Origin of the sequence: Alkalihalobacillus alcalophilus ATCC 27647 = CGMCC 1.3604, from assembly GCF_000292245.2 — a bacterium.
Taxonomy (GTDB): Bacteria; Bacillota; Bacilli; order Bacillales; family Bacillaceae_D; genus Alkalihalobacillus; species Alkalihalobacillus alcalophilus.
Genome location: NZ_ALPT02000008.1, coordinates 1 through 20,032 on the forward strand (window position 1 = coordinate 1; position 20,032 = coordinate 20,032).

The window sequence follows — 20,032 nt, forward strand, 5'->3', positions numbered from 1 at the left end:
AAAGCGAAGCCTGTTCGCTCAGAAGCGAGAAAAATTAGGGGCGGCTGATGAAGACGCTCTTTGTCTTCACTCAGACGAACCGATTTTTCTCGAGCTTCTAACAGGCGCAGCTGGATTGAGTATAAAGCGTAGTCCGTTCGGTCAGAAGCGAGAAAAAATACAGGGCCAACGTTAAAGTCGCTCTTTGACTTTATAAGGTGGACCGATTTTTCTCGAGCTTCTAACAGGCGCAGCTGGATTGAGTATAAAGCGTAGTCCGTTCGCTCAGAAGCGAGAAAAAATACAGGGCCAACGTTAAAGTCGCTCTTTGACTTTATAAGGTGGACCGATTTTTCTCGAGCTTCTAACGGACGCAGCTAGATTAAATATAAAGCGAAGCCTATTCGCTCAGAAGCTGGATTAACACTCCAAAAATTCTTCCTTAGCAAAGAGACTATTCATTGTTTGTGTAATCGCCTCTGCCAACTCAAGATGAACCATTTTTTTTTGATAAAAATCATTCATTGTTTCCCCTGTTTGACTAGCTGCAATCACTAAACTCTCTGGATTTCCCTGTACTAAACTCTTTTGATTTCCAACCGATAAAAAAGCCGATGTTTTTGCTTCTGTTACAAGGATTAACGCTTGTGAAAAAGCCCGTTCTGATAAGACCCCTTCGATAAAAACAAAAAGATGGAGCTTTGAATTTTGTTGTTTGCTTTGTTCAAGACTTCCTACTACTAAAATCTCCGTTGTTCCAATAGAAGCTTTCAACTGTATCGACTTGACAATGGTTCCTTCAATAGAAAAAACACCTAGTTGTTCTCCTTTTGCATTTGCCTCATTAAGACCAAACGACTGACTCCAGCCACTATTCGAAAAGTTAGAATAAAACTTCCACATATGCTCACTCTCAATCTCAAAATAACCCTCTTTTTCTGAAATATAGAGTGAGTTTATTAATTTGTTTCCACCTTCTTTTTCAAACGGTTCTAATGTAATGAGCGGCTTGGCTATACTCGGATGTTCATAGCGTTGAATTGAGGCATTATATACTTTTTTTAATTGAACCTCATTCATTACCAGGTTCGTATCAGCTAAATCTACTTCACGCCCGTCATCCATTAAAAGAAGACGATCACAATACAAACTAGCCAAATTTAAATCATGTAAAACGGCTATAACGGTTAACCCAGTTTCTTCTGTCAAATTTTTTAAGGCGTTCAACAAACTCATCTGATGCGATAAATCAAGATGATTTGTCGGTTCATCCAATAATAATACTTCTGGTTGCTGAGCAAGGGCACGGGCAAGTAATACTCTCTGACGCTCCCCTCCACTTAATGTATGAAGCAACTTATGTTGAAAGGATTGTATGTTGGTATCTATAAGTGCTTGCTCGATAACCTCTTCATCTTTTTTGGTTAATTGTTGAAGCCAACCTTTTTGGTACGGGTATCTGCCTAAAGAAACAATCTCTCTTACATCGTAATGAAAAGATAACTCCGACATTTGTGGCAAAACAGCCATACGTTTTGCGAGCTCCTTTGAAGGATAGGAACTTATATTTTTCCCATGAAGAGTGATTGAACCTTGTGCAAGCTTTAGGCTACCATTAATCGCATTCATCAACGTCGATTTGCCACTTCCATTTGGCCCCACAATCCCAAAAAATTCTCCTTTTGGGACTTCAAATGAAATATCGTTAACGACTTTTCTTTCGTGATATTGTATGGATACATGTTCAACTTTCAACATCAAATCACCTCTTTCACACTTGTTCTCTTCGTTGACGAATTAAGATAATCGCAAAGATCGGAGCCCCAATCATCGCGGTAATAACACCGATCGGTAATTCAGTTGGAGCGATAATCGTACGAGCAACTAAATCCGTTAAGGCAAGAAAACCAGCCCCAACAAACATTGATAAAGGTAATAGATGACGATGATTTGCTCCCCATAATAACCTCGTAATATGTGGAACGACTAGTCCAACAAAACCGATAGTTCCAGCGACTGCCACCGCACCGCCTGTTATAATAGTCGCCCCTATTAAAATCACATATTTACGAACACGAACATTGACCCCTAACTGACGAGCCGTTTCTTCTCCAAAAGCTAATGCATTTAACTCTTGTCGATTAAAAAATAACAAAAGAAAACCGATAACTAATAAGACTAGAGCCATCCACACATAATTCCAGCCCCGCATCGCAACACTCCCCATTAACCAGCCAATAATTTGTCTCAGTTCTTCCCCTGTTAAAGCGATCATTAAAGAGATAAACGCCCCTAAAAAAGAACTAAAGACGATCCCAGCTAATATAATCGTTTCACTCGACATGGAACGTTGCACCATTCTCGAGAAGCTAATAACGAGGATTAAAGTAATAAAAGCGGAAAGGATGCTCACAATAGGTAATGTGAAAAAACCTAAACCTGGGATCGTTATTCCCAAAAAAAGAACAAAAACAGCTCCCACTGCTCCGCCAGATGAAACACCAAGTGTATATGGGTCTGCAAGCGGATTTTTCAAAAAGCCTTGAAAAGCTGCCCCTGCTAACGCCAAACTAGCTCCAACAATCATCGCGAGCAACACACGTGGCAAACGAATTTGCATCACAATATTAACAATACTCGCTTCAAATTGTTCATTAATGGGAAAATAAAAACCGTGCGCTAAAATGATTTGAATAACCATCTTAAAAGGAATTTCCACACTACCTTTACTAACCGATAAAATTAAAGCAAATAAACAAAAAGCAATAACAATTATGTATTGTATAACTCGATTATTGATAAAAAACCTTTGGATAAATGGAGGCAGCAAGTTTCCCACTCCCTTCATGACAGCCAATAGAGAAGATTAGTGCCAATAAAAACCGTGTTCTCTCTTTCATGCTTTATTCCCTTCTACATCAATTTTTTATTTAGTCAAAAAGGCACTCCCCTAATGAGAGGAATGCCTGATAGTTTTAGCCATCAATTCATTTCGTTTACGATGATAATCGAATCAACAATTCACCCTATTCAATTCATATACTACCAAATTCATGCGTTTTCTGCTACCCTTTAATGCTAGATGATCGGTAACTTAAATGAGAAACAAGTTCCTTCGTTTAATTTGCTACGAACTGTAATTTCCCCTTTATGTGAATCAATAATGTTTTTAGCAATTGCCAGTCCAAGCCCTGTTCCACCTTTAGCTCGAGTTCTTGCTTTATCAGCCTTATAAAAACGTTCAAAAACATAGGGCAAATCTTGTTCAGCAATTCCCGAACCATTATCATCGACATCAAATAAAAAGTAATTTTCGTCACGATTTACTTTTACGGTCACTCGCCCACCTTTTGGCGTATGACGAAGGGCATTATGAATTAAATTCGTTAAAACTTGTTCAATTCGATCAGGATCAAAATAACCAGTCGGTAAATCTGCAATTGTTTCTAGGTTAAGAGAAATCTCTTCATCTTTTGCTAAACCATTAAACTTTCGGACAACCTTTTGAATAAAAGTGTGAATATCCATTTCATCCTTTTGTAAATCAACATAGCCTGCTTCCATTCGAGCGATATCAAGAAGTTCATTAACAAGGCGTCCCATTCTTAACGATTCATCATAAATAATCCGAGCCAATTCCTTTTTCTCTTCATGGCTTTCAGCTATATCATCAATAATTGCTTCACTATACCCTTGTAACATAGAAATGGGAGTACGGAGTTCATGAGACACATTCGCAATAAAATCTTTACGCAATTTATCATGCTGTCTCTCTTCCGTCATATCACGAATAACAGCCACGGCCCCACGGATTTGATCTGCATCATATAGGGGAGTCATTAAAATGGCCCAGCTCCGACCTTGAATATTCATCTCCAACTGTTGCTCTTTCTCACCAGCCACAACCTTTTGGAAGAGATTATTCAATTCGACTGGAGTCATTTCCTGATTAATCACACCATCTTCGTATAACCATGACTCTAAAAAACGCTCAGCAGGAGGATTTGTAATCATGACCTCCCCTTGCCGATTAAACGTAATAACCCCATCAGCCATACTAATTAAAATTCGAGAAAGCTGTTCCTTCTCTTGATTTAATTCAGTCATAGAGACGTTTAAATCTCGTGCCATTCGGTTAAAGGCCATACCTAATAAGCCAATTTCATCATGACTGACAATCGGAATTTTCGATTCAAATTTCCCCCTAGCCAGTTCAAGTGCTGCTTCACGCATTCTTCTTAATGGGGCGGTAATTCTCGTTGACAGAAAAAAGGCAAAAATCGTTGTCAAAACAATCGCGATTCCAGCAGATAAATAAATAATACCTTTTGTTTCTCGAGAAGTTTCCTCAATAACATCTAAAGATTGATATAAAAAAACAGCACTATTATCCACTTCATTTGTTCTTAACGGAACACCTGCAACCATTAGTTCAGGGGCGGTATAGTTGGAATCATCCAACATAAATTTGCCTTCTTCTATAACAACAGATTGCCCTTCAAACACTTGTGATAATCTTTCATTCTGATAAAACACTTCTAATGGTAAATTCCAACTTCCAGGCTCAACTTTATCCATCACTTTTTTCCCTTGATTGACAAGGATAATATTGATTTCTAAAAGCTCTGTATATTGGCCAATCCTCATTAAGGCTTCATCCTGATCGGTATATCCGTCATAAATGTTTGCAATCATATTCGCATGATGAACAAGTTGTGATTCCGCCTCTTGAATATGAAATTTTTCAAATGAACGTAATAACATCACCATTAAAATCGTTAACACGACCGTCACAAGCAAAAGAAATGTAAACCATAATTTCCCTACAACACTCCGCCAAAGCATTACTCTTTTTGACCTTCAAACTTATAACCGACACCCCACACTGTTGAAATCATCGCAGCAGCTTCTTGTGAAATCCGGTTGAGCTTTTCTCTTAACCGTTTAATATGAGTATCTACCGTACGAAGATCACCAAAGAAATCATAATTCCAAACGTCTTTTAAAAGTTGCTCACGTGAAAATACTTTATCAGGGGCTTGAGCTAAATAATGCAATAATTCATACTCTTTTGGAGTTAAATTAATTTCCTGCCCTGATACAGTTACGCGATGGGCATCATTATCAATAACAAGGTTTTGAAAAACAAGCATATCTTTCGCTTGCGTTTCCGTTTGCAAAAACTTCGTCGTCGAAGAGCGTCTTAATAACGCTTTAACCCGTAGAACAACCTCTCTTGGACTAAACGGTTTGACGATGTAATCATCTGTCCCTGCTTCAAATCCTTGAACACGATTCGCTTCTTCTCCTTTTGCCGTTAACATCATGACAGGGGTCGCTTTCGTTTTTCTTAATTCTAAACAAACTTCAAGCCCATCCATACCAGGCATCATTAAATCAAGTAAAATTAAATCATAATCTTGATCTAATGCCTTTTTTAGAGCTACCTCGCCATTTTCCGCTTCTTCTACTAGGTAATTTTCACGCTCTAAATTCATTTTTAACAATCTACGAATACGATCTTCATCATCTACAACTAAAATACGTGCTTCTTTTTCCATTGAATACGCCTCCTAAAATAAAAAGCAGAGTCCGTTTACTCATCCCTACGAACATAGCTAAGTTGATTAATCTAATTTAAAATACGAGCCATCATTTCTTCTTGTCTTTATTGTATCATCAATCCTAATCATTATTAATAAAGAAAAATGGCCCTGTAAAAAGAAGATTTAAATAAAGAGACCCGTGCATTCGCAGGGTCTCTAAGGTCATCCCGCATAGGAATGTAGTCCAGCAATAACTAAATTAACAAATACTAGGTTAAACATAATAATCGCAAAACCGATAACACCGAGCCATGCAGAGCGTTCGCCATGCCACCCTTTTGATAAACGCAAATGTAAATAGGCCGCATAAAAAAGAAATGTAATTAGAGCCCAAACCTCTTTAGGATCCCATCCCCAAAATCTTGACCAAGCAATTTGAGCCCAGATCATTGCAAAAATGAGGCCACCTAATGCGAATACAGGGAAACCGATCGCAATCGCACGGTAACTAACTTCATCAATTGTTTGAGGACTAATGCTTTTGACTAATGGCTGAAAAATCGCCGCCACACGTTTTCTTGCTATTGAACGGATTAAAACATATAAAATAGCTCCGGCAAAAAACGACCAAAGAACTGTATTCAAATCATCAGAGCGAATAATCGCAGGTGCATTAATTATCGGTTCAAGGCGATCATTTGTTAACAGTGTTCCTTCATTAGGACCAATAATAGCTGGTAATTCGTAAACAATAGAGGCTTCAACACCATTTTCATTTATATAAGAAAACTCTGCTTCATAGCCAATCATGTTAAAAACATTTGTTATGAGAATAAAACCAATCGTGCTTATTAACCCATACATAATTAATTCTAATGAAACGGTTTTCTTATTCCGTTTCGTAAAATCAATCGTCCGAATTAAATAAATTAAACCAGCAGCAAATCCAATCGCTAATATCCCTTGACCTAATGCCACTGTAATGACGTGGATTTTCAACCAATTACTTTGTAAGGCAGGAATAAGGGGAGCAATTTCCCTCGGAAAAACAGATGCATAAGCAATCATTAACATGACGACTGGCATCGTAAATAAGCCTAAAACATTCGTCCGGTAAATCATATATAAAATTACAAAAGCAATTCCTATTGCAATCCCGAGAAATGTCATATATTCAAACATATTAGAAACTGGTGCATGACCAGCTGCTATCCATCTTGTTACAAAATAACCTAACGAAAATAAACTTGCTATAATTGAGGCTACAAAACCATATGTACCCCATTTATTATTTTTAATTTCTCCTTGCTTGTTGCGAAAGTTTTTTCCCGGTAAAGACACGGCGAACAAAATCGTCGCAGCAAGATAGAGGAAAAAGGCAACGAGTAAAAGATTCGAACTTAAAGCTGCCATTTTTAACCCTCCTGATTCCTTTTTTGATTTTCTATTTCATCTTGTTTCTCTTTTTCTTCTGCTTGATCGACAGGCTCTAAAAGGCCCGTATCTTTAATGACTTCTTTAATATCGGTTCTTAAAGTTAACCAGTTTTTATTTGTATGCCCAGCAATCCAAACTTCCCCGTTCATACGCTGGAACCAAATACGACGGTGAGCCCAATAAGAGCCTTGAATCAACCCGATCATAAAAATAGTTCCACCAGCAATTAATAATGGGAGTGTTAAATCTTTTCTTACTCCTAGACCTGTAACATTGCTCATGTCAACATCAATAAAGGATAGTTTAAACTCATGGTCTACATCCGCTACTGCTTGACCAGTACCTGGCAATTCATAGTTTTGCATAATGCCGACAAAACTGCGCTCACCCTCTGGTGTCAGAGGCGTAACCGTGTTAAAAATAAAGGCAGGATTATCTGGGATGCTAGAACGAGTAGCTGGTTCATTGTTGCTGTTCAAATAATAGTTTGGAAAGTATTCAATAATGGTAACTGTATACCCATCACCAAGATCATATACTTTTTCTGGATCATTTAAATCAATATCTAAACGTCCAAAGCGTTCGCCTGTTTCTTTATTTTCAACTGTAAAACTCATGTTTTGTAATTCATTCATCTTATAATCAAGCTGATAAAAATTAAACCCTTTATATTTTAATGGTTCATTTACACGTATTTCCGAGCGGGCTACCTCTTCTAAATCACCGACAACGCCAACTGGTGCATCGGGATCCGCTTCATATAAAACGGCGTTGGTCTGATAGGTTTTGACGACTGTCCCTTCTGCTCGTTCGATCGAATCTCTAAAGATTTCATCATCAGGATCATAAAACTCAATGATAAATTGTTCATTTCCAATATATAATTCTTGATTGGTTCCCGGGACAACTGTATATTCCCCTTCACGAACCCAAACATGCTCGTCCACATAAAAACCAGGAAAATACCGCAACATACAACCCACTAAAAATAAAATAATTCCAAGATGGTTCACATATGGACCCCAACGGGAAAAGCGTCCTTTTTCAGCAACAAGATTGCCATTTTCTTCACGAACATTGTATTTCTTAGCCTTTAATCTAGCTTTTAAAACATCAAATTGCTCATCAATGTTAGTTATTTTTGAAAAACCAAAAACTCGTTGTCTTTTCATAAAATTTTGATGGCGGGTAATCCGTTGTTTCTTTAAAGCACGATAAAGTGGGACAGCTCGATCAAGACTCGCAATAATTAAAGAAACCCCAAGAGCGGCAATTAAAGCCATATACCACCACGAGCTATATAAATTATGAAAACCTAACTGATAGTAAAGTTCCCCTAATGTTCCATACTCTTCTTGATAAAACACAGCGGGATTTTCGCCACCAATATAAAATTGCTGCGGGAAAATCGTCCCAAATATCGAAGCAACAAGTAAAATAACGATAATCCAAATGCCGACTTTAACAGATGAAAAGAACATCCAAATCTTATCAATTATATTCGATTTATACGTTTGGGAGCGTCTAGCTACACCTTCATAGCGCATATTTAACAACGTTTTATCGTCATTTTCGTTGCCTAAAGGCTTCCCACATGACTCACAGATAATTGTGCCATGTGGATTTAAATGTCCACATTCACATTTGATCTTATCCATTGTTACACCTCAATTATGAAGAAGGTTTGATTTCTTCCATAAACTCTCTAATAATCTCTTCGGTTAATAAACCTGAAAAAACGCGAACGATCGTCCCTTCCTCATCGACCAATACGGTTGTTGGGAGTGGCCGGATACCGTAAGCATCAATTACATTTCGTCCATTATCAATGACAATAGGAAAAGTTAAATCTAAACGAGATGCAAAACGTTCAACTGTTAATGGTGGTTCACTTGCATTAACCGCAACGATTTCAATCCCTTGATCTTGATACTCTTGATAGAGTTCCTCCATGATGGGCATTTCTCTTACACATGGAGGACAAAATGTTCCCCAAAAATTAATAAAAACGCCTTTCCCTTTTAGTTCATCTAATACAATCATCTCACCATCTAAATCCTCGAGGGCAAAATTAACCGCTTCATTACCAGCTCTTGCAACACTTTTATCTGCAAAGAAATTGTAATAAAATGTATAGCCAATCGCAACGGCCATAACAAGTAAAATCGATGTTCGCATTATTAAACGTTTTGTCTTCACCTTTACGTCCTCCCTTCCCCAGGTCCCGGTCCCGGTACTTCTATTCTACCGTCTTTTTAGAACCTTTAAGTGCCCCACAAAGAAATCTTGACATGAATAAGTAAGTCATCACCTTCATTTAAAGGTTGTTCCATAATGACTTTTCAAATAAATTATGTAAGGCTATTTTTAGACAATAAGTTCATAAAATAGCCCAGTCTCATTATAACCTTAAATATTAAAATCTATCACTTTGCTTTATGACGGTTTAGTGACAGCTAACTCTTTTAAATGTTTCACTTCAATAGGCTTTAAGGCCCTTGCATCTCCAGGATTTAATCCATGTAAATTTAAAAAGCTATACTGCTCTCTTTTTAACTTCATAACCGGATAACCAAGTGCTTCAAACATTCGTCGAACTTGTCGATTTCTGCCCTCATGAATTGTTAATTGAATAATCGCGGTTTGCTTTTTCTTATCAAACGAAAGCATTTTCGCTTTAGCTGGTGCCGTCATTCCGTCTTCTAATCGAATACCCGTTACTAGTTTTTTTATTTCTTCCCTAGTAGGAATTCCTTTTACTTTGGCAACATAAACTTTTTCTATGTTAAATTTAGGGTGCATTAATTGATTCGCTAATTCGCCATCATTTGTCATTAATAATAAACCAGATGTATCGTAATCCAAACGACCAATTGGGAAAAGGCGGGCTGTTGTTTCAATATAATCTGTGACAACTTTTCGACCTTTCTCATCCTTAACACTCGATATAACAGAAGTAGGTTTATAAAGAACATAATAGGCAGGCTCTTCGCGATCGATTGGCACGCCGTTCACTTCTATCTTATCTTTATTAGGTGTTACCTTCACTCCTAGCTCTGTCACTCTTTTACCATTCACTGTAACTCTTCCATCCAAAATAAGCTGTTCGGCTTTACGTCTTGACGCAATCCCAGCTTGGGCAATCACTTTTTGTAACCGTTCCATTCCATTCACCTCACCTAACATGATAACTCTACGCTTGCGAATATACAAGCAGGGAAACTTTTAGCCGGTAATGGGTTGTTCTAAAACCTTCATTTTGGGGTTGTAAGTAACTTATCTGGTGAACTCACTATTGTCTTTACCATAATCAAACGTATCTCGGGTTTTCATTACTAATACACGGGGATTCGCACCGTAATTTCTTACAGCACGGGTTTTCATTACCTATTAACCATGATTCGCACCGTAATTTTTCACAGCACGGGTTTTCATTACCTATTAACTGTTATTCGCACCGTAATCGCTCACAGCACGGGTTTTCATTACCTATTAACTGTTATTCGCACCGTAATCGCTCACAGCACAGGTTTTCATTACCTATCAACCATGATTCGCACCGTAATCCCACGCATCTCACATTTTCATTACTAATCACATGCTTTTCGCACCGTAATCCCACGCATCTCACAGTTTCATTACTAATGCAACGAACAAAAAGAGGATGTCCAAATTAAGTGCAACACTTAACGGAAATCCTCTTTTTTTATATTTCATCTTATTTATCCAAATACAAGAGTTACGACTACAATTGCAGCGATTAAACCAACGATATCAGCTAAAAGGCCAACCTTTAAAGCATCGCCCATTTTCTTAATGCCGACAGCTCCAAAATAAACGGTTAATATATAAAGGGTTGTATCTGTACTCCCTTGCATTGTGGCCGCAAGTCGACCTATAAAAGAATCAGGTCCGTATGTGGCAATTAAATCCGTTGTCATCCCTAATGCACCGGTCCCAGAAATCGGTCGAATCATCGCAAGTGGCACAACCTCGGCTGGTACACCAATAAAAGATAGAAGTGGCTTTAACAAATCGACGATAAAGTCCATTGCTCCCGAAGCTCTAAAAACAGAGATCGCCACTAGCATCCCAACCAAAAAAGGAATAATGGAAATCGCTAAACCGAACCCGTCCTTCGCTCCTTCCACAAAAGTCTCGTAAGTCGGAACTTTCTTAAATGTTCCATATAATAAAATAAATCCAATTAAAGCGGGGATGATCCAGATGGAAATAAGTGTAATGATCGCCAATTAGGCTCTCCCCTTTCTTTTGCGACGATAATAAAAGTAACGGTCGATCAAAATCGCTCCTAGCATAGAAATAAGTGAGGCAATCAATGTCGTCCCGACGATTTCAGTCGGATTCGCCGATCCATACGTCATTCGAATCGAAATGACCGTTGTCGGAATTAAAGAAAGACCTGCTGTATTAATGGCAAGCAAGGTAATCATGGAACGACTCGCTGAATCTTTCCCACCATTTAATGCCTTTAATTCTTCCATCGCTTTGATTCCCATTGGGGTCGCCGCATTACCTAAACCAAACATGTTCGCTGTCATATTCGATAAAATATAACCCATTGCTGGATGATCAGTGGGCACCTCTGGAAAAAGTCGTTTAAAAATCGGCCTCATTAGGATAGCAAATCTTTTAAGTAAGCCAGCCACCTCAGCAATTTTCATTAACCCTAACCAAAAAACTAATATACTGATTAAGCCAATACAGATCGTCACCGCTTCCTTTGCCCCCGAAAATACCGCTGCATTCACTTCAGCAATCGTTCCGTTAAATGCAGCAAATATTAGTCCAAAAAGAAGCAATGATACCCAGATAATATTAATCAACGTTTTTTACTCCAAGAGTATGAATGAAAAAATGAAACCACTTTGACCAAAATCCTTTTTTCTCCGACTTTTCGGGGCCATCATAATATAAGGGAGTTTTTTGGATGAGCTCTTCCTGCAAATAAAATTCCACCTTACCAATCGGAGAAGGAGCTTCAAAGTTTTCATGTTCCTTCTTTTCAGGCGGCTTAATTAACGTCAACTCTCTTTTTAGGTTTTCTTTTTCATTCACTGTTAATGGATACGTAATCTCCGTCTTAGAAATAATATGGTTTTCATAAAAACCGTCTGTAATGCCTTCTACTTGCCCAGCTGGTAAAATTGTTTCGATATCGTACTCAGAAAAACCCCATTCAAATAAATTCATATGATCATGCCAGTCACTTGGGGCATTAATTGTTACAACAATCAAATCCATTTCTTCCTTAGTCGCTGTTGAAACGAGTGTTCTTTTAGCTCTTTTTGTGTAGCCTGTTTTTCCACCGGTTGAATGGGGATAAAACTCTGTTAACATCCGATTTTTATTTTTCCAAACGCGGATATCGCCCCCTTCATCAACACGATGTGATTTCGTTTTCGATATCGTCTGGAAATCTTCATTTTGCATTGCGTACTGGGTTAATAAAGCCATATCATAAACACTTGAATAATGATCCTCATGATCATCTAAACCATGTGGGTTTTGAAACATTGTATTGGACATTCCGAGCTCTTCTGCCTTTTGATTCATTAGAAGAACGAACCCTTCCAAACTTCCACCAACATGCTCAGCAATCGCCACTGCTGCATCATTTCCACTTCTAAGCATCAAACCATAAACAAGGTCTTCTAATTTAATTTTCTCATTTAGTCGAAGAAAAATCGATGAACCCTCGGTGCCGAACGCCCGCTCCGATACAGTCACGATCTCATCAAGTTGCCCAGATTCAATCGCCAATATCGCCGTCATTATTTTTGTAATACTTGCTATCCGTAATGGTTCATGCTCTTGCTTAGCATATAAGACTCTTCCTGATGATTGCTCCATTAAAATCGCCGCTTGGGCTGATACCGAAAAATGACGTTGATTGGCCGCTTGTGTAAAATCAGAAAAAGGCAGAAGTAGCATGAAGACAAGCACAGTTAGTACACTTTTTTTCATGAATTTCATCCAATCACCCACAATCCCTTTCAAGTAATAGTTTTATTTTCATTAAGGACGCTTCCATAAAGAGAGCATGTCTCCTCTTAACAAAATGTATGCAGGACAACGGTTGTTATACCATTTTTTCAAATCTCGTTTAAGAAATTATCGAATCGAACATACTAAAAGTTATATTATGGAAAGGAAATATGAGGGATGCCATTATGTTAATTCAAGAACTAGCGATTGTCTTAATTCGTATTTTTTCGATCTTCCCGCTTCTTCTAGTTGTCACATTAGTGATGGGCAAACGTTCCATTGGTGAATTACCTATTTTTGACTTTCTTATTGTGATGAGTTTAGCGTCTGTAACAGGTGCTGACATCGCCGATCCTAGCGTCCCCCACATTCATACCGCTTTTGCGATCATCGTCATCGCTCTCTTCCAAAAGTTCACAGCGAGACTTCTAATTAAAAATCGAAAATTCGGGAAATGGATTACTTTTGAGCCGACAGTCGTGATTCAAAAAGGAAAATTATTAGCCGGTAATATTGAATCAATTCGTTATTCAATCGATAATATTTTACAATTATTAAGACAAAAAGGAATTTTCGATATTGAAGACGTTCAATTAGGGATCATTGAAGCAAATGGGGATATAAGCGTGCAAAAAAAGCCTGAGAAAGCAACTCCGGCTTTAGAAGATATGGATTTACAACAGAAATCGAGTGGCATTTCATACCCTGTTATTCTTGATGGGCAGTTTCAATTAGAAATCATGGAAAAGCTGGGAATCACCGAAGAGAGAATTAGAAATTATGTAGAAGAGAAAGGTATCGTCCGTCTTGAAGATGTTTTTCTTTGCACGTTAAATGGAAAAGGAGAACTCCATCTCTCCTATACACGCGAGGATAATCAAATTCAATTAATTCAGCATTAATTGAATTCGATTAACGCAAATCACGTTCAATCTCTAAATAAGCTTCATTCATTTCCTCTGCACACTTTTTAAACATCGCTTTTGCGGTTGGATTATCGGTATCTAATGAATAAAGCTGTAAATCTGCTTGGACTTTTTGCAATGTCGCTTTTAACAATGGAATCGTTACAGGATCCTGCTGTTGCAAACTATCATCAAATAAATCAACATAGAGGTCTCCATTCGCATCAATCTGGGCTAGGAAAACACTTTCTAATGAGACATCTTGTTTAGCTAACTGCGTCTGAAGCCAATCGCGATTTAACCCACGATTCCCGAGATTTTGATCAAGAATTCGACCATCAGCGACGACGGTTTCAGGTTGTTTATTTTTTTTCGCACTACTTCTAGCCACTGCTTGCTTTTTATCTTCCTTTAACAAGACATTTAATTCACCATTTGTTTCAAGTAAAGCAAATTCGACATCAGCAAATTGAAAAACATCTTTTTTGCGAAGTTTCCGCATGAGCTCGTCCCCTGTAAGATGCTGTTTATTTAATGCATCTTCCAAGATTTTCCCCCCTTGAATAACAGGTGTCCCTCGCCCAAATAAAAAGACTCGAAATTTTGCACTTTTTACAGATAAATAGTAGATTAAAGCTGTTACCGCCGACCATACAAATAAAGCCGTAAAAGCTAGGGCAGATGGTATGGTAAGCATCGTTGCACTAATGGCAGCAATTATAACAATACTAGTTAATAAAGCAAATTCAAAAAACGAGCTTTCACCGATCGGCTTTTTCACAATCATTTTGGACACAATGTATAATAAAATAATTGCAACTATTGACCGTACGATTATCTCAACCCATCCCGGCATGATAAATCCTCCTTCCCTTAATTCCCTTTATATTGAGGCTCTTGTCTTTCTAGCTCTGATACCCTTTTTTCTAATTCATGAATCACTGTTTTTGTTTTTAAACTTGCTTGATGAAATCGATTCCTTTTATCATGACCCTCAGCTTGTAATGAAATGGTCATCAGAGTTGCTTCAACCCCTTTTAATGAGGCTAATGTTCCTTTGATTTGACTTGCAACTGTCATGTTCTCACCTATCCTTTTGGTTTAAAAATTAAGGCTGCTATAAATCCAAAAATAATCGCCGCTGAAATACCCGCACTCGTCACTTCAAAAATCCCTGTAATGACGCCAATCAAACCATTTGTTTCAGCTTCAGCCATCGCACCATGAACTAGAGAATTACCAAAACTCGTAATCGGTACGGTCGCTCCTGCACCAGCAAAATCGATTAAAGGTTCATACAGCCCTAATCCATCGAGTACCGCACCTGTTACGACTAAAGCAGTCATCGTATGAGCTGGCGTCAATTTCGCAAAGTCCATTAATAATTGACCAATGACACATATGAGTCCTCCTACAAGAAATGCCCATAAAAAGATCAAAACATCACACCTCCCGCTTCGATGGATACTGCATGTGCAATAGTTGGAATGGACTCCTTTTGCTGAAAAGAAAGTGGAGATAGTAAAGCACCAGTCGCCACAACTAAAATACGTTTAAACTCGCCTCGTTTCATTCGATTTAATAAGTGTCCATATACGACTGAAGCGGAACAGCCTGGACCGCTTCCACCTGCTAATACCGGTTGACCCTCACGGTAGATTAAAAGCCCGCAATCTTGAAATTGTTCCTTTGAATAGTCCATATTTTTCTCTTTTAATAATTCTCTTGTAATACCGAGTCCAATTTTACCCAAATCACCACTGACGATTAAATCATAATGATCAAATGGAAGTTCGAGATCGCGAAAATGGGCTTCGATTGTATCAACGGCAGCAGGTGCCATCGCTGCTCCCATATTAAACGGATCAGAAATCCCCATATCAATGACTTTGCCAATTGTCGCTGATGTAACGACTGGCCCGTTTCCTTGTTGGGCGATTATCGCTGCCCCTGCAGCAGTTGCCGTCCACTGCGAAGTGGGTGGCTTTTGTCCACCATATTCGGTTGGGTATCGGAATTGCTTCTCTGTTGCAGCATTATGACTAGAAGCAACAGTAGCAATATATTTTGCACCATCATTATTAATAATAAATGAGGCTAAGGCTAACCCTTCCATCGAAGTCGAACAAGCACCAAATAAACCGAGGTAAGGAATGGAAAGTGTTCGTCCTGCAAACGAAGATGGTGTGAGCTGATTGACTAAATCACCTGCCATCATAAAAGTAATTTGTTCCTTTGTTAACTTCTCTTTTTCAATCGCAATGGTGACCGCTTCTTCTATTAAGACCTTTTGAGCTTTTTCGTAAGATTCTTCTCCTAACCACAAATCATCATGAAGTTTATCAAAATCACGAGCAATCGCCCCGTTTGCTTCAAATGGTCCAGCGACCGTTCCTGTAGAGATAATGACCGGTTTCTTATCAAATAGCCAAGATTGATGACCTTTTAGCATTTCATAACCCTCCCCAATTGATTAAAATCGTTTTTATAAGGGCTATGACAAAGGCCGCAAAAGTACCAAAGACGATAACCGATCCGGCTAATTTAAACATATTTCCACCAACCCCAAGCACATATCCTTCTGTTCGATGTTCGATCGCGGCTGAGGCAATCGAATTCGCAAAGCCAGTAACCGGAACAGCCGTACCTGCACCAGAAAATTGAGCAAATCGATCATAAACACCTAAACCAGTTAATAAGGCCGCAAGAAAAATTAAAACAGCGACTGTCGGATTCCCAGCAGTTCGTTCTGTAAAGTCAAAAAAAGTATAGAACATAATATTTAGTGCTTGTCCGATAATACAAATAAATCCACCAACAAAAAAAGCTCGGATGCAGTTTTTTACGACTGGTTTTTTGATCTCATATCTTTTGGCGACTGCTTGATAAGCTTGTTGGGTTGGTGTTGCTTGTTTTTGTTTACTATTAGACATGAAATCACCTTCTATCCTTTCATATATTCTTCAATTTTCTTTAATCTCTCTTTTAAATCTTTTTCCTTTAGACTCTTGTCTTTCATTTCTTTTTCAAGCTTCTCAAGCTCCATATATACTTTTTTATCTGTTGAAACATGGATTTCATCTTCTGAATATTGGGCCTTTATTTTATCAAAACCTTCCTTTCTAATTTCTTTTAATCGAAAACGAGAAAATTGTTTCACTTTTGGGGCCACATAAATTTTGTCTTCAAAAGAAACCGCATGAACATCGATGATTTCATTCATCTTCATTAATTCCTTTTTACTTTCATTCGCTTTCATTTGATCAAAAGTAACATTATTAACCATTAATGATTGCGGCATTGGTTCATTTGTTGAAGTGTTTTGACATCCACTCATCAAAATGATAAGCACAAATAGTGGCATGATTATTTTTTTCATTTTGTCCATACTCTCCATTTTTATTATGTAGAATTTGCCTCCAATTAAGATTGGAGGCCTTTTTTTACGAACGATATTGTGGTTCTTCTTGCATCACTTGCTCAACTCGTGGCTCTAAATTCTCAACAATCGTTTGGGTTTGCTGAGCCATTTGTTTATAAAGCTGTTTTGCTTGTTGATTGTCGGTTTCTAATGAAAAAGTTTCTAAGCTTGCTTGAGCACTTTTTAAACCAGCCACCGTTTGTTGCATTTTTGCGATTACAGTCATGAATTAAACTCCTCCTTCAAAATCAGTATGCCTTTCATTGTTATGATTTGAGTTTTTCGCCAAACTATAAGTAACAATTTTTGTAAACAAGCTCATTTCATTAATAATGTATAAGAATAACTTTCCAATATAATTGGGCCTATTTTGATAGACACTACAAATATTGAACGAATTATCTCATCCCAATTAAGGACAGGTGTTTTCATATGAGTATGAACTTTGCATCATTAACGATCGAATTATTTTTTGGCTTCTTCGCCTTATTAGTATTAACAAAGTTTTTAGGCAAAAATCAGATTACTCAATTGACTCCTTTTGATTTTATCTCTGCTCTTGTTTTAGGGGAATTGGTTGGGAATGCGATTTATGATCCATCAATCGGTCTTCATTATGTGCTTTATGCCATTTTATTTTGGGGCACTTTAATCTATTTTATTGAAATGATTACCCAAAAGATTAGAGAATCGAGGTCCATTTTAGAAGGAAAACCTTCCTTAATTATTACGAATGGACAAATTCAATATGAGGAGTTAAAAAAGAACAAACTAGACCTTAATCAATTACAGCATTTATTAAGAGAAAAGGATGTCTTCTCGATACGCGAAGTACAAAATGGAATTTTGGAAACAAATGGGACAGTTAGTGTAATGAAGAAATATCGGTTTGATACACCTACCAATGAAGATTTAAAAATCCCTGCAAAGAGTGTCAATTTACCTATTGTTTTAATTATGGATGGAGAAATTATTTATGAGAGTTTAGATTTTTTACAAAAAAAGGAATCTTGGCTATTAGATGAACTGACGAATCAAGGCATTTCTGGTCCAAAAGCGGTTTTGTATGCTGATTGGATTCAAAATGAGGGGTTTGAAATTCAGACCTTTTAACAGATGATTCATTTGAAATAAGTAATATTAATTTCATCCTTCCTATGGATCGGTTATTATAGAATGGAAGCAAAACTTCCATTGGTATATAGGTTGTCTAAGCTTTTATGTCAGAAAATGCAGGTAGGTAGAAAATGGATATCATTTCAACTTTTGTCATTATACTTTTTATAACAAACTTCATCTTTGCGACTATACTCATTTTTATTGAGAGAAAGGATCCAGCTGCTACATGGGCCTGGTTGCTTGTTCTTTATTTTATTCCCTTTTTAGGGTTTGTCATTTATTTATTGTTAGGTCAAAACTTAACAAGAAGTAAACTATTTTATTGGGAAGGAATCAAAAAAATCGGTTTAGAAAGCTCCATTATGGAGCAAAAAGAACAGTTACAGGATTCAACTTTTACTTTTCGAAATGAAATGGTCGAACAAAATCGTGATTTAATTTTTATGCATTTAATGAATAACGATGCCTTGTTAACAAAAAGAAATCATATCGACATTTATTATGATGGAAAGGAAAAATTTAATACTTTATTTGAGGACATAGAAAGGGCGACCTCATTTATTCATATCCAATATTATATTTTCAAAAATGATGAGCTCGGTAAAAAGCTCATTAAATTATTGACTAAAAAAGCCTCCCAAGGAGTTACCGTTCGTTTATTATATGATGATTTAGGTTCTAGAAAGCTTCGTAAAAAACATCTCGCTGGACTCGAGAACGCAGGTGGCGAAGTCGGGGTCTTTTTCCCATCTAGCTTTACGATTATTAATTTGCGATTGAACTATCGTAATCATCGTAAATTAGTTAATATTGACGGGAACATTGGCTATTTGGGTGGTTTTAATGTTGGCAATGAGTATTTAGGAAAAAAGGAAAAATTCGGCTATTGGCGTGACACACATTTACGGATACTTGGGCAATCCGTCCATGCAATCCAGACGCGTTTTATTCTAGATTGGAATCAGGCCGTGAAGAAAAAAGCCATTCAATACGAGGATCGTTATTTTCCAACTATTGACGAATTAGAAAATGAAAATACGCCGATGCAAATCGTTTCAAGTGGTCCCGACTCTGAGTGGGAACAAATTAAAAATGGCTATGTGAAAATGATCGCTCAAGCTAAGGATTCGATTTTGATTCAAACTCCTTATTTTATCCCGGATCAAACGTTATTTGATATTTTAAAAATCGCTGCCTTATCAGGGGTCGATGTTAAAGTGATGATTCCAAATAAGCCCGACCATCCCTTTGTTTATTGGGCGACTTATTCATATGTAGGGGAATTATTAAAAGCAGGAGCACGTATCTATATATATGATAATGGTTTCATCCATGCAAAAACGCTCATTATCGATCGGAGTATAAATGCAGTTGGTACGGCTAATATAGATATGCGCAGTTTTAAATTAAATTTTGAAGTGACCGCTTTTATTTATGACCAAAATACATCTGAAAATTTAGCTCAAATGTTTGAGGAAGACATGAAATTATCCTTTGAATTAACACAGGAATTATATGATAATCGCTCGACATGGATTCGATTTAAAGAATCGATATCAAGGCTGCTTTCACCTATTTTATAAATGTTTTAAATAGTTAATCATTGATGCTTTCAA

General features: G+C 37.4%; 21 protein-coding genes. 3 read left to right on the top strand and 18 right to left on the bottom strand.

All coding sequences use genetic code 11. The features are described 5' to 3' along the window. Window positions 1–399 precede the first annotated feature (399 nt). From BALCAV_RS03185 to BALCAV_RS03235, 11 genes are all read right to left on the bottom strand, one after another. Complete coding sequence (locus tag BALCAV_RS03185) at window positions 400–1,737, bottom strand: heme ABC transporter ATP-binding protein (RefSeq protein ID WP_003324488.1); 1,338 nt, start codon at window positions 1,735–1,737, stop codon at window positions 400–402. A 13-nt stretch (window positions 1,738–1,750) separates the two neighbouring features. After that, on the bottom strand, window positions 1,751–2,809 hold the full coding sequence (locus BALCAV_RS03190) for a FecCD family ABC transporter permease (RefSeq protein WP_003324489.1): 1,059 nt from the start codon (window positions 2,807–2,809) through the stop codon (window positions 1,751–1,753). Between the two features lie 248 nt (window positions 2,810–3,057). Then, window positions 3,058–4,824 (bottom strand): ATP-binding protein, encoded by a 1,767-nt coding sequence (locus BALCAV_RS03195; protein ID WP_003324490.1) that lies wholly within the window; start codon window positions 4,822–4,824, stop codon window positions 3,058–3,060. After that, window positions 4,824–5,540 (bottom strand): response regulator, encoded by a 717-nt coding sequence (locus tag BALCAV_RS03200; RefSeq protein WP_003324492.1) that lies wholly within the window; start codon window positions 5,538–5,540, stop codon window positions 4,824–4,826. The genes BALCAV_RS03195 and BALCAV_RS03200 overlap by 1 nt, the downstream gene beginning before the upstream one ends. Before the next feature lie 207 nt (window positions 5,541–5,747). Next, window positions 5,748–6,938, bottom strand: a complete 1,191-nt coding sequence (gene ccsB, locus BALCAV_RS03205; protein ID WP_003324493.1) for a c-type cytochrome biogenesis protein CcsB — start codon at window positions 6,936–6,938, stop codon at window positions 5,748–5,750. Window positions 6,939–6,940: 2 nt separating this feature from the next. Beyond that, window positions 6,941–8,620: a cytochrome c biogenesis protein ResB gene (gene resB, locus BALCAV_RS03210; protein WP_003324494.1), complete on the bottom strand. Its 1,680-nt coding sequence runs from the start codon at window positions 8,618–8,620 to the stop codon at window positions 6,941–6,943. Window positions 8,621–8,633: 13 nt separating this feature from the next. Next, window positions 8,634–9,161: a thiol-disulfide oxidoreductase ResA gene (gene resA / locus BALCAV_RS03215; RefSeq protein ID WP_003324495.1), complete on the bottom strand. Its 528-nt coding sequence runs from the start codon at window positions 9,159–9,161 to the stop codon at window positions 8,634–8,636. Between the two features lie 237 nt (window positions 9,162–9,398). Next, window positions 9,399–10,127 carry a pseudouridine synthase gene (locus BALCAV_RS03220; protein ID WP_003324496.1) on the bottom strand — a complete coding sequence of 243 codons (729 nt, stop codon included), beginning with the start codon at window positions 10,125–10,127 and terminating at the stop codon, window positions 9,399–9,401. A gap of 557 nt (window positions 10,128–10,684) precedes the next feature. Beyond that, window positions 10,685–11,215 carry a spore maturation protein gene (locus tag BALCAV_RS03225; RefSeq protein WP_004428336.1) on the bottom strand — a complete coding sequence of 177 codons (531 nt, stop codon included), beginning with the start codon at window positions 11,213–11,215 and terminating at the stop codon, window positions 10,685–10,687. Then, entirely contained in the window at window positions 11,216–11,809 is a 594-nt protein-coding gene (locus BALCAV_RS03230; RefSeq protein ID WP_004428338.1) for a nucleoside recognition domain-containing protein, read from the bottom strand. It abuts the gene before it with no gap. Continuing rightward, entirely contained in the window at window positions 11,802–12,950 is a 1,149-nt protein-coding gene (locus BALCAV_RS03235; RefSeq protein ID WP_004428340.1) for a D-alanyl-D-alanine carboxypeptidase family protein, read from the bottom strand. Before BALCAV_RS03235 ends, BALCAV_RS03230 begins: the two co-directional genes overlap by 8 nt. Window positions 12,951–13,156: 206 nt before the next feature. On the opposite strand from BALCAV_RS03235, the gene BALCAV_RS03240 reads away from it, so the two are divergent. Beyond that, window positions 13,157–13,873, top strand: coding sequence for a DUF421 domain-containing protein (locus tag BALCAV_RS03240; RefSeq protein WP_004428341.1), 717 nt, complete (start codon window positions 13,157–13,159; stop codon window positions 13,871–13,873). A gap of 10 nt (window positions 13,874–13,883) precedes the next feature. Here BALCAV_RS03240 and BALCAV_RS03245 read toward each other — a convergent pair whose 3' ends face one another. The 7 genes from BALCAV_RS03245 to BALCAV_RS03275 all read right to left on the bottom strand — a co-directional run bounded on the left by BALCAV_RS03245 (window position 13,884) and on the right by BALCAV_RS03275 (window position 17,523). Beyond that, window positions 13,884–14,732 carry a DUF421 domain-containing protein gene (locus BALCAV_RS03245; protein WP_004428343.1) on the bottom strand — a complete coding sequence of 283 codons (849 nt, stop codon included), beginning with the start codon at window positions 14,730–14,732 and terminating at the stop codon, window positions 13,884–13,886. A 17-nt stretch (window positions 14,733–14,749) separates the two neighbouring features. Continuing rightward, window positions 14,750–14,956 (bottom strand): DUF1657 domain-containing protein, encoded by a 207-nt coding sequence (locus tag BALCAV_RS03250; protein WP_004428345.1) that lies wholly within the window; start codon window positions 14,954–14,956, stop codon window positions 14,750–14,752. An 8-nt stretch (window positions 14,957–14,964) separates the two neighbouring features. Next, complete coding sequence (spoVAE, locus tag BALCAV_RS03255) at window positions 14,965–15,315, bottom strand: stage V sporulation protein AE (RefSeq protein ID WP_004428347.1); 351 nt, start codon at window positions 15,313–15,315, stop codon at window positions 14,965–14,967. Then, window positions 15,312–16,328 (bottom strand): stage V sporulation protein AD, encoded by a 1,017-nt coding sequence (gene spoVAD / locus BALCAV_RS03260; protein WP_004428349.1) that lies wholly within the window; start codon window positions 16,326–16,328, stop codon window positions 15,312–15,314. Before spoVAD ends, spoVAE begins: the two co-directional genes overlap by 4 nt. A 1-nt stretch (window position 16,329) precedes the next feature. Then, window positions 16,330–16,809 carry a stage V sporulation protein AC gene (spoVAC, locus tag BALCAV_RS03265; protein WP_004428351.1) on the bottom strand — a complete coding sequence of 160 codons (480 nt, stop codon included), beginning with the start codon at window positions 16,807–16,809 and terminating at the stop codon, window positions 16,330–16,332. Between the two features lie 11 nt (window positions 16,810–16,820). Beyond that, window positions 16,821–17,255 (bottom strand): hypothetical protein, encoded by a 435-nt coding sequence (locus BALCAV_RS03270; RefSeq protein WP_040323509.1) that lies wholly within the window; start codon window positions 17,253–17,255, stop codon window positions 16,821–16,823. A gap of 64 nt (window positions 17,256–17,319) precedes the next feature. After that, window positions 17,320–17,523, bottom strand: coding sequence for a DUF1657 domain-containing protein (locus BALCAV_RS03275; protein ID WP_004428353.1), 204 nt, complete (start codon window positions 17,521–17,523; stop codon window positions 17,320–17,322). Window positions 17,524–17,729: 206 nt separating this feature from the next. On the opposite strand from BALCAV_RS03275, the gene BALCAV_RS03280 reads away from it, so the two are divergent. Continuing rightward, the gene (locus tag BALCAV_RS03280) at window positions 17,730–18,410 is read left to right on the top strand and encodes a DUF421 domain-containing protein (protein ID WP_004428354.1); all 681 of its coding nucleotides are present in this window, start codon (window positions 17,730–17,732) and stop codon (window positions 18,408–18,410) included. 134 nt (window positions 18,411–18,544) lie between these two features. Then, window positions 18,545–19,999, top strand: coding sequence for a cardiolipin synthase (cls, locus tag BALCAV_RS03285; protein ID WP_004428355.1), 1,455 nt, complete (start codon window positions 18,545–18,547; stop codon window positions 19,997–19,999). The last annotated feature ends 33 nt before the right edge of the window (window positions 20,000–20,032 follow it).

Bases quoted from the DNA above. Each gene is read 5' to 3' on its own strand.
- BALCAV_RS03270 (WP_040323509.1), bottom strand. From the start codon at position 17,255: ATGAAAAAAATAATCATGCCACTATTTGTGCTTATCATTTTGATGAGT.
- BALCAV_RS03185 (WP_003324488.1), bottom strand. From the start codon at position 1,737: ATGTTGAAAGTTGAACATGTATCCATACAATATCACGAAAGAAAAGTC.
- spoVAD (WP_004428349.1), bottom strand. From the start codon at position 16,328: ATGCTAAAAGGTCATCAATCTTGGCTATTTGATAAGAAACCGGTCATT.
- BALCAV_RS03235 (WP_004428340.1), bottom strand. From the start codon at position 12,950: ATGAAAAAAAGTGTACTAACTGTGCTTGTCTTCATGCTACTTCTGCCT.
- ccsB (WP_003324493.1), bottom strand. From the start codon at position 6,938: ATGGCAGCTTTAAGTTCGAATCTTTTACTCGTTGCCTTTTTCCTCTAT.
- BALCAV_RS03280 (WP_004428354.1), top strand. From the start codon at position 17,730: ATGAGTATGAACTTTGCATCATTAACGATCGAATTATTTTTTGGCTTC.
- BALCAV_RS03220 (WP_003324496.1), bottom strand. From the start codon at position 10,127: ATGGAACGGTTACAAAAAGTGATTGCCCAAGCTGGGATTGCGTCAAGA.
- BALCAV_RS03200 (WP_003324492.1), bottom strand. From the start codon at position 5,540: ATGGAAAAAGAAGCACGTATTTTAGTTGTAGATGATGAAGATCGTATT.
- spoVAC (WP_004428351.1), bottom strand. From the start codon at position 16,809: ATGTCTAATAGTAAACAAAAACAAGCAACACCAACCCAACAAGCTTAT.
- BALCAV_RS03250 (WP_004428345.1), bottom strand. From the start codon at position 14,956: ATGACAGTTGCAAGTCAAATCAAAGGAACATTAGCCTCATTAAAAGGG.
- BALCAV_RS03245 (WP_004428343.1), bottom strand. From the start codon at position 14,732: ATGCCGGGATGGGTTGAGATAATCGTACGGTCAATAGTTGCAATTATT.
- BALCAV_RS03195 (WP_003324490.1), bottom strand. From the start codon at position 4,824: ATGCTTTGGCGGAGTGTTGTAGGGAAATTATGGTTTACATTTCTTTTG.
- cls (WP_004428355.1), top strand. From the start codon at position 18,545: ATGGATATCATTTCAACTTTTGTCATTATACTTTTTATAACAAACTTC.
- BALCAV_RS03240 (WP_004428341.1), top strand. From the start codon at position 13,157: ATGTTAATTCAAGAACTAGCGATTGTCTTAATTCGTATTTTTTCGATC.
- BALCAV_RS03275 (WP_004428353.1), bottom strand. From the start codon at position 17,523: ATGACTGTAATCGCAAAAATGCAACAAACGGTGGCTGGTTTAAAAAGT.
- resB (WP_003324494.1), bottom strand. From the start codon at position 8,620: ATGGATAAGATCAAATGTGAATGTGGACATTTAAATCCACATGGCACA.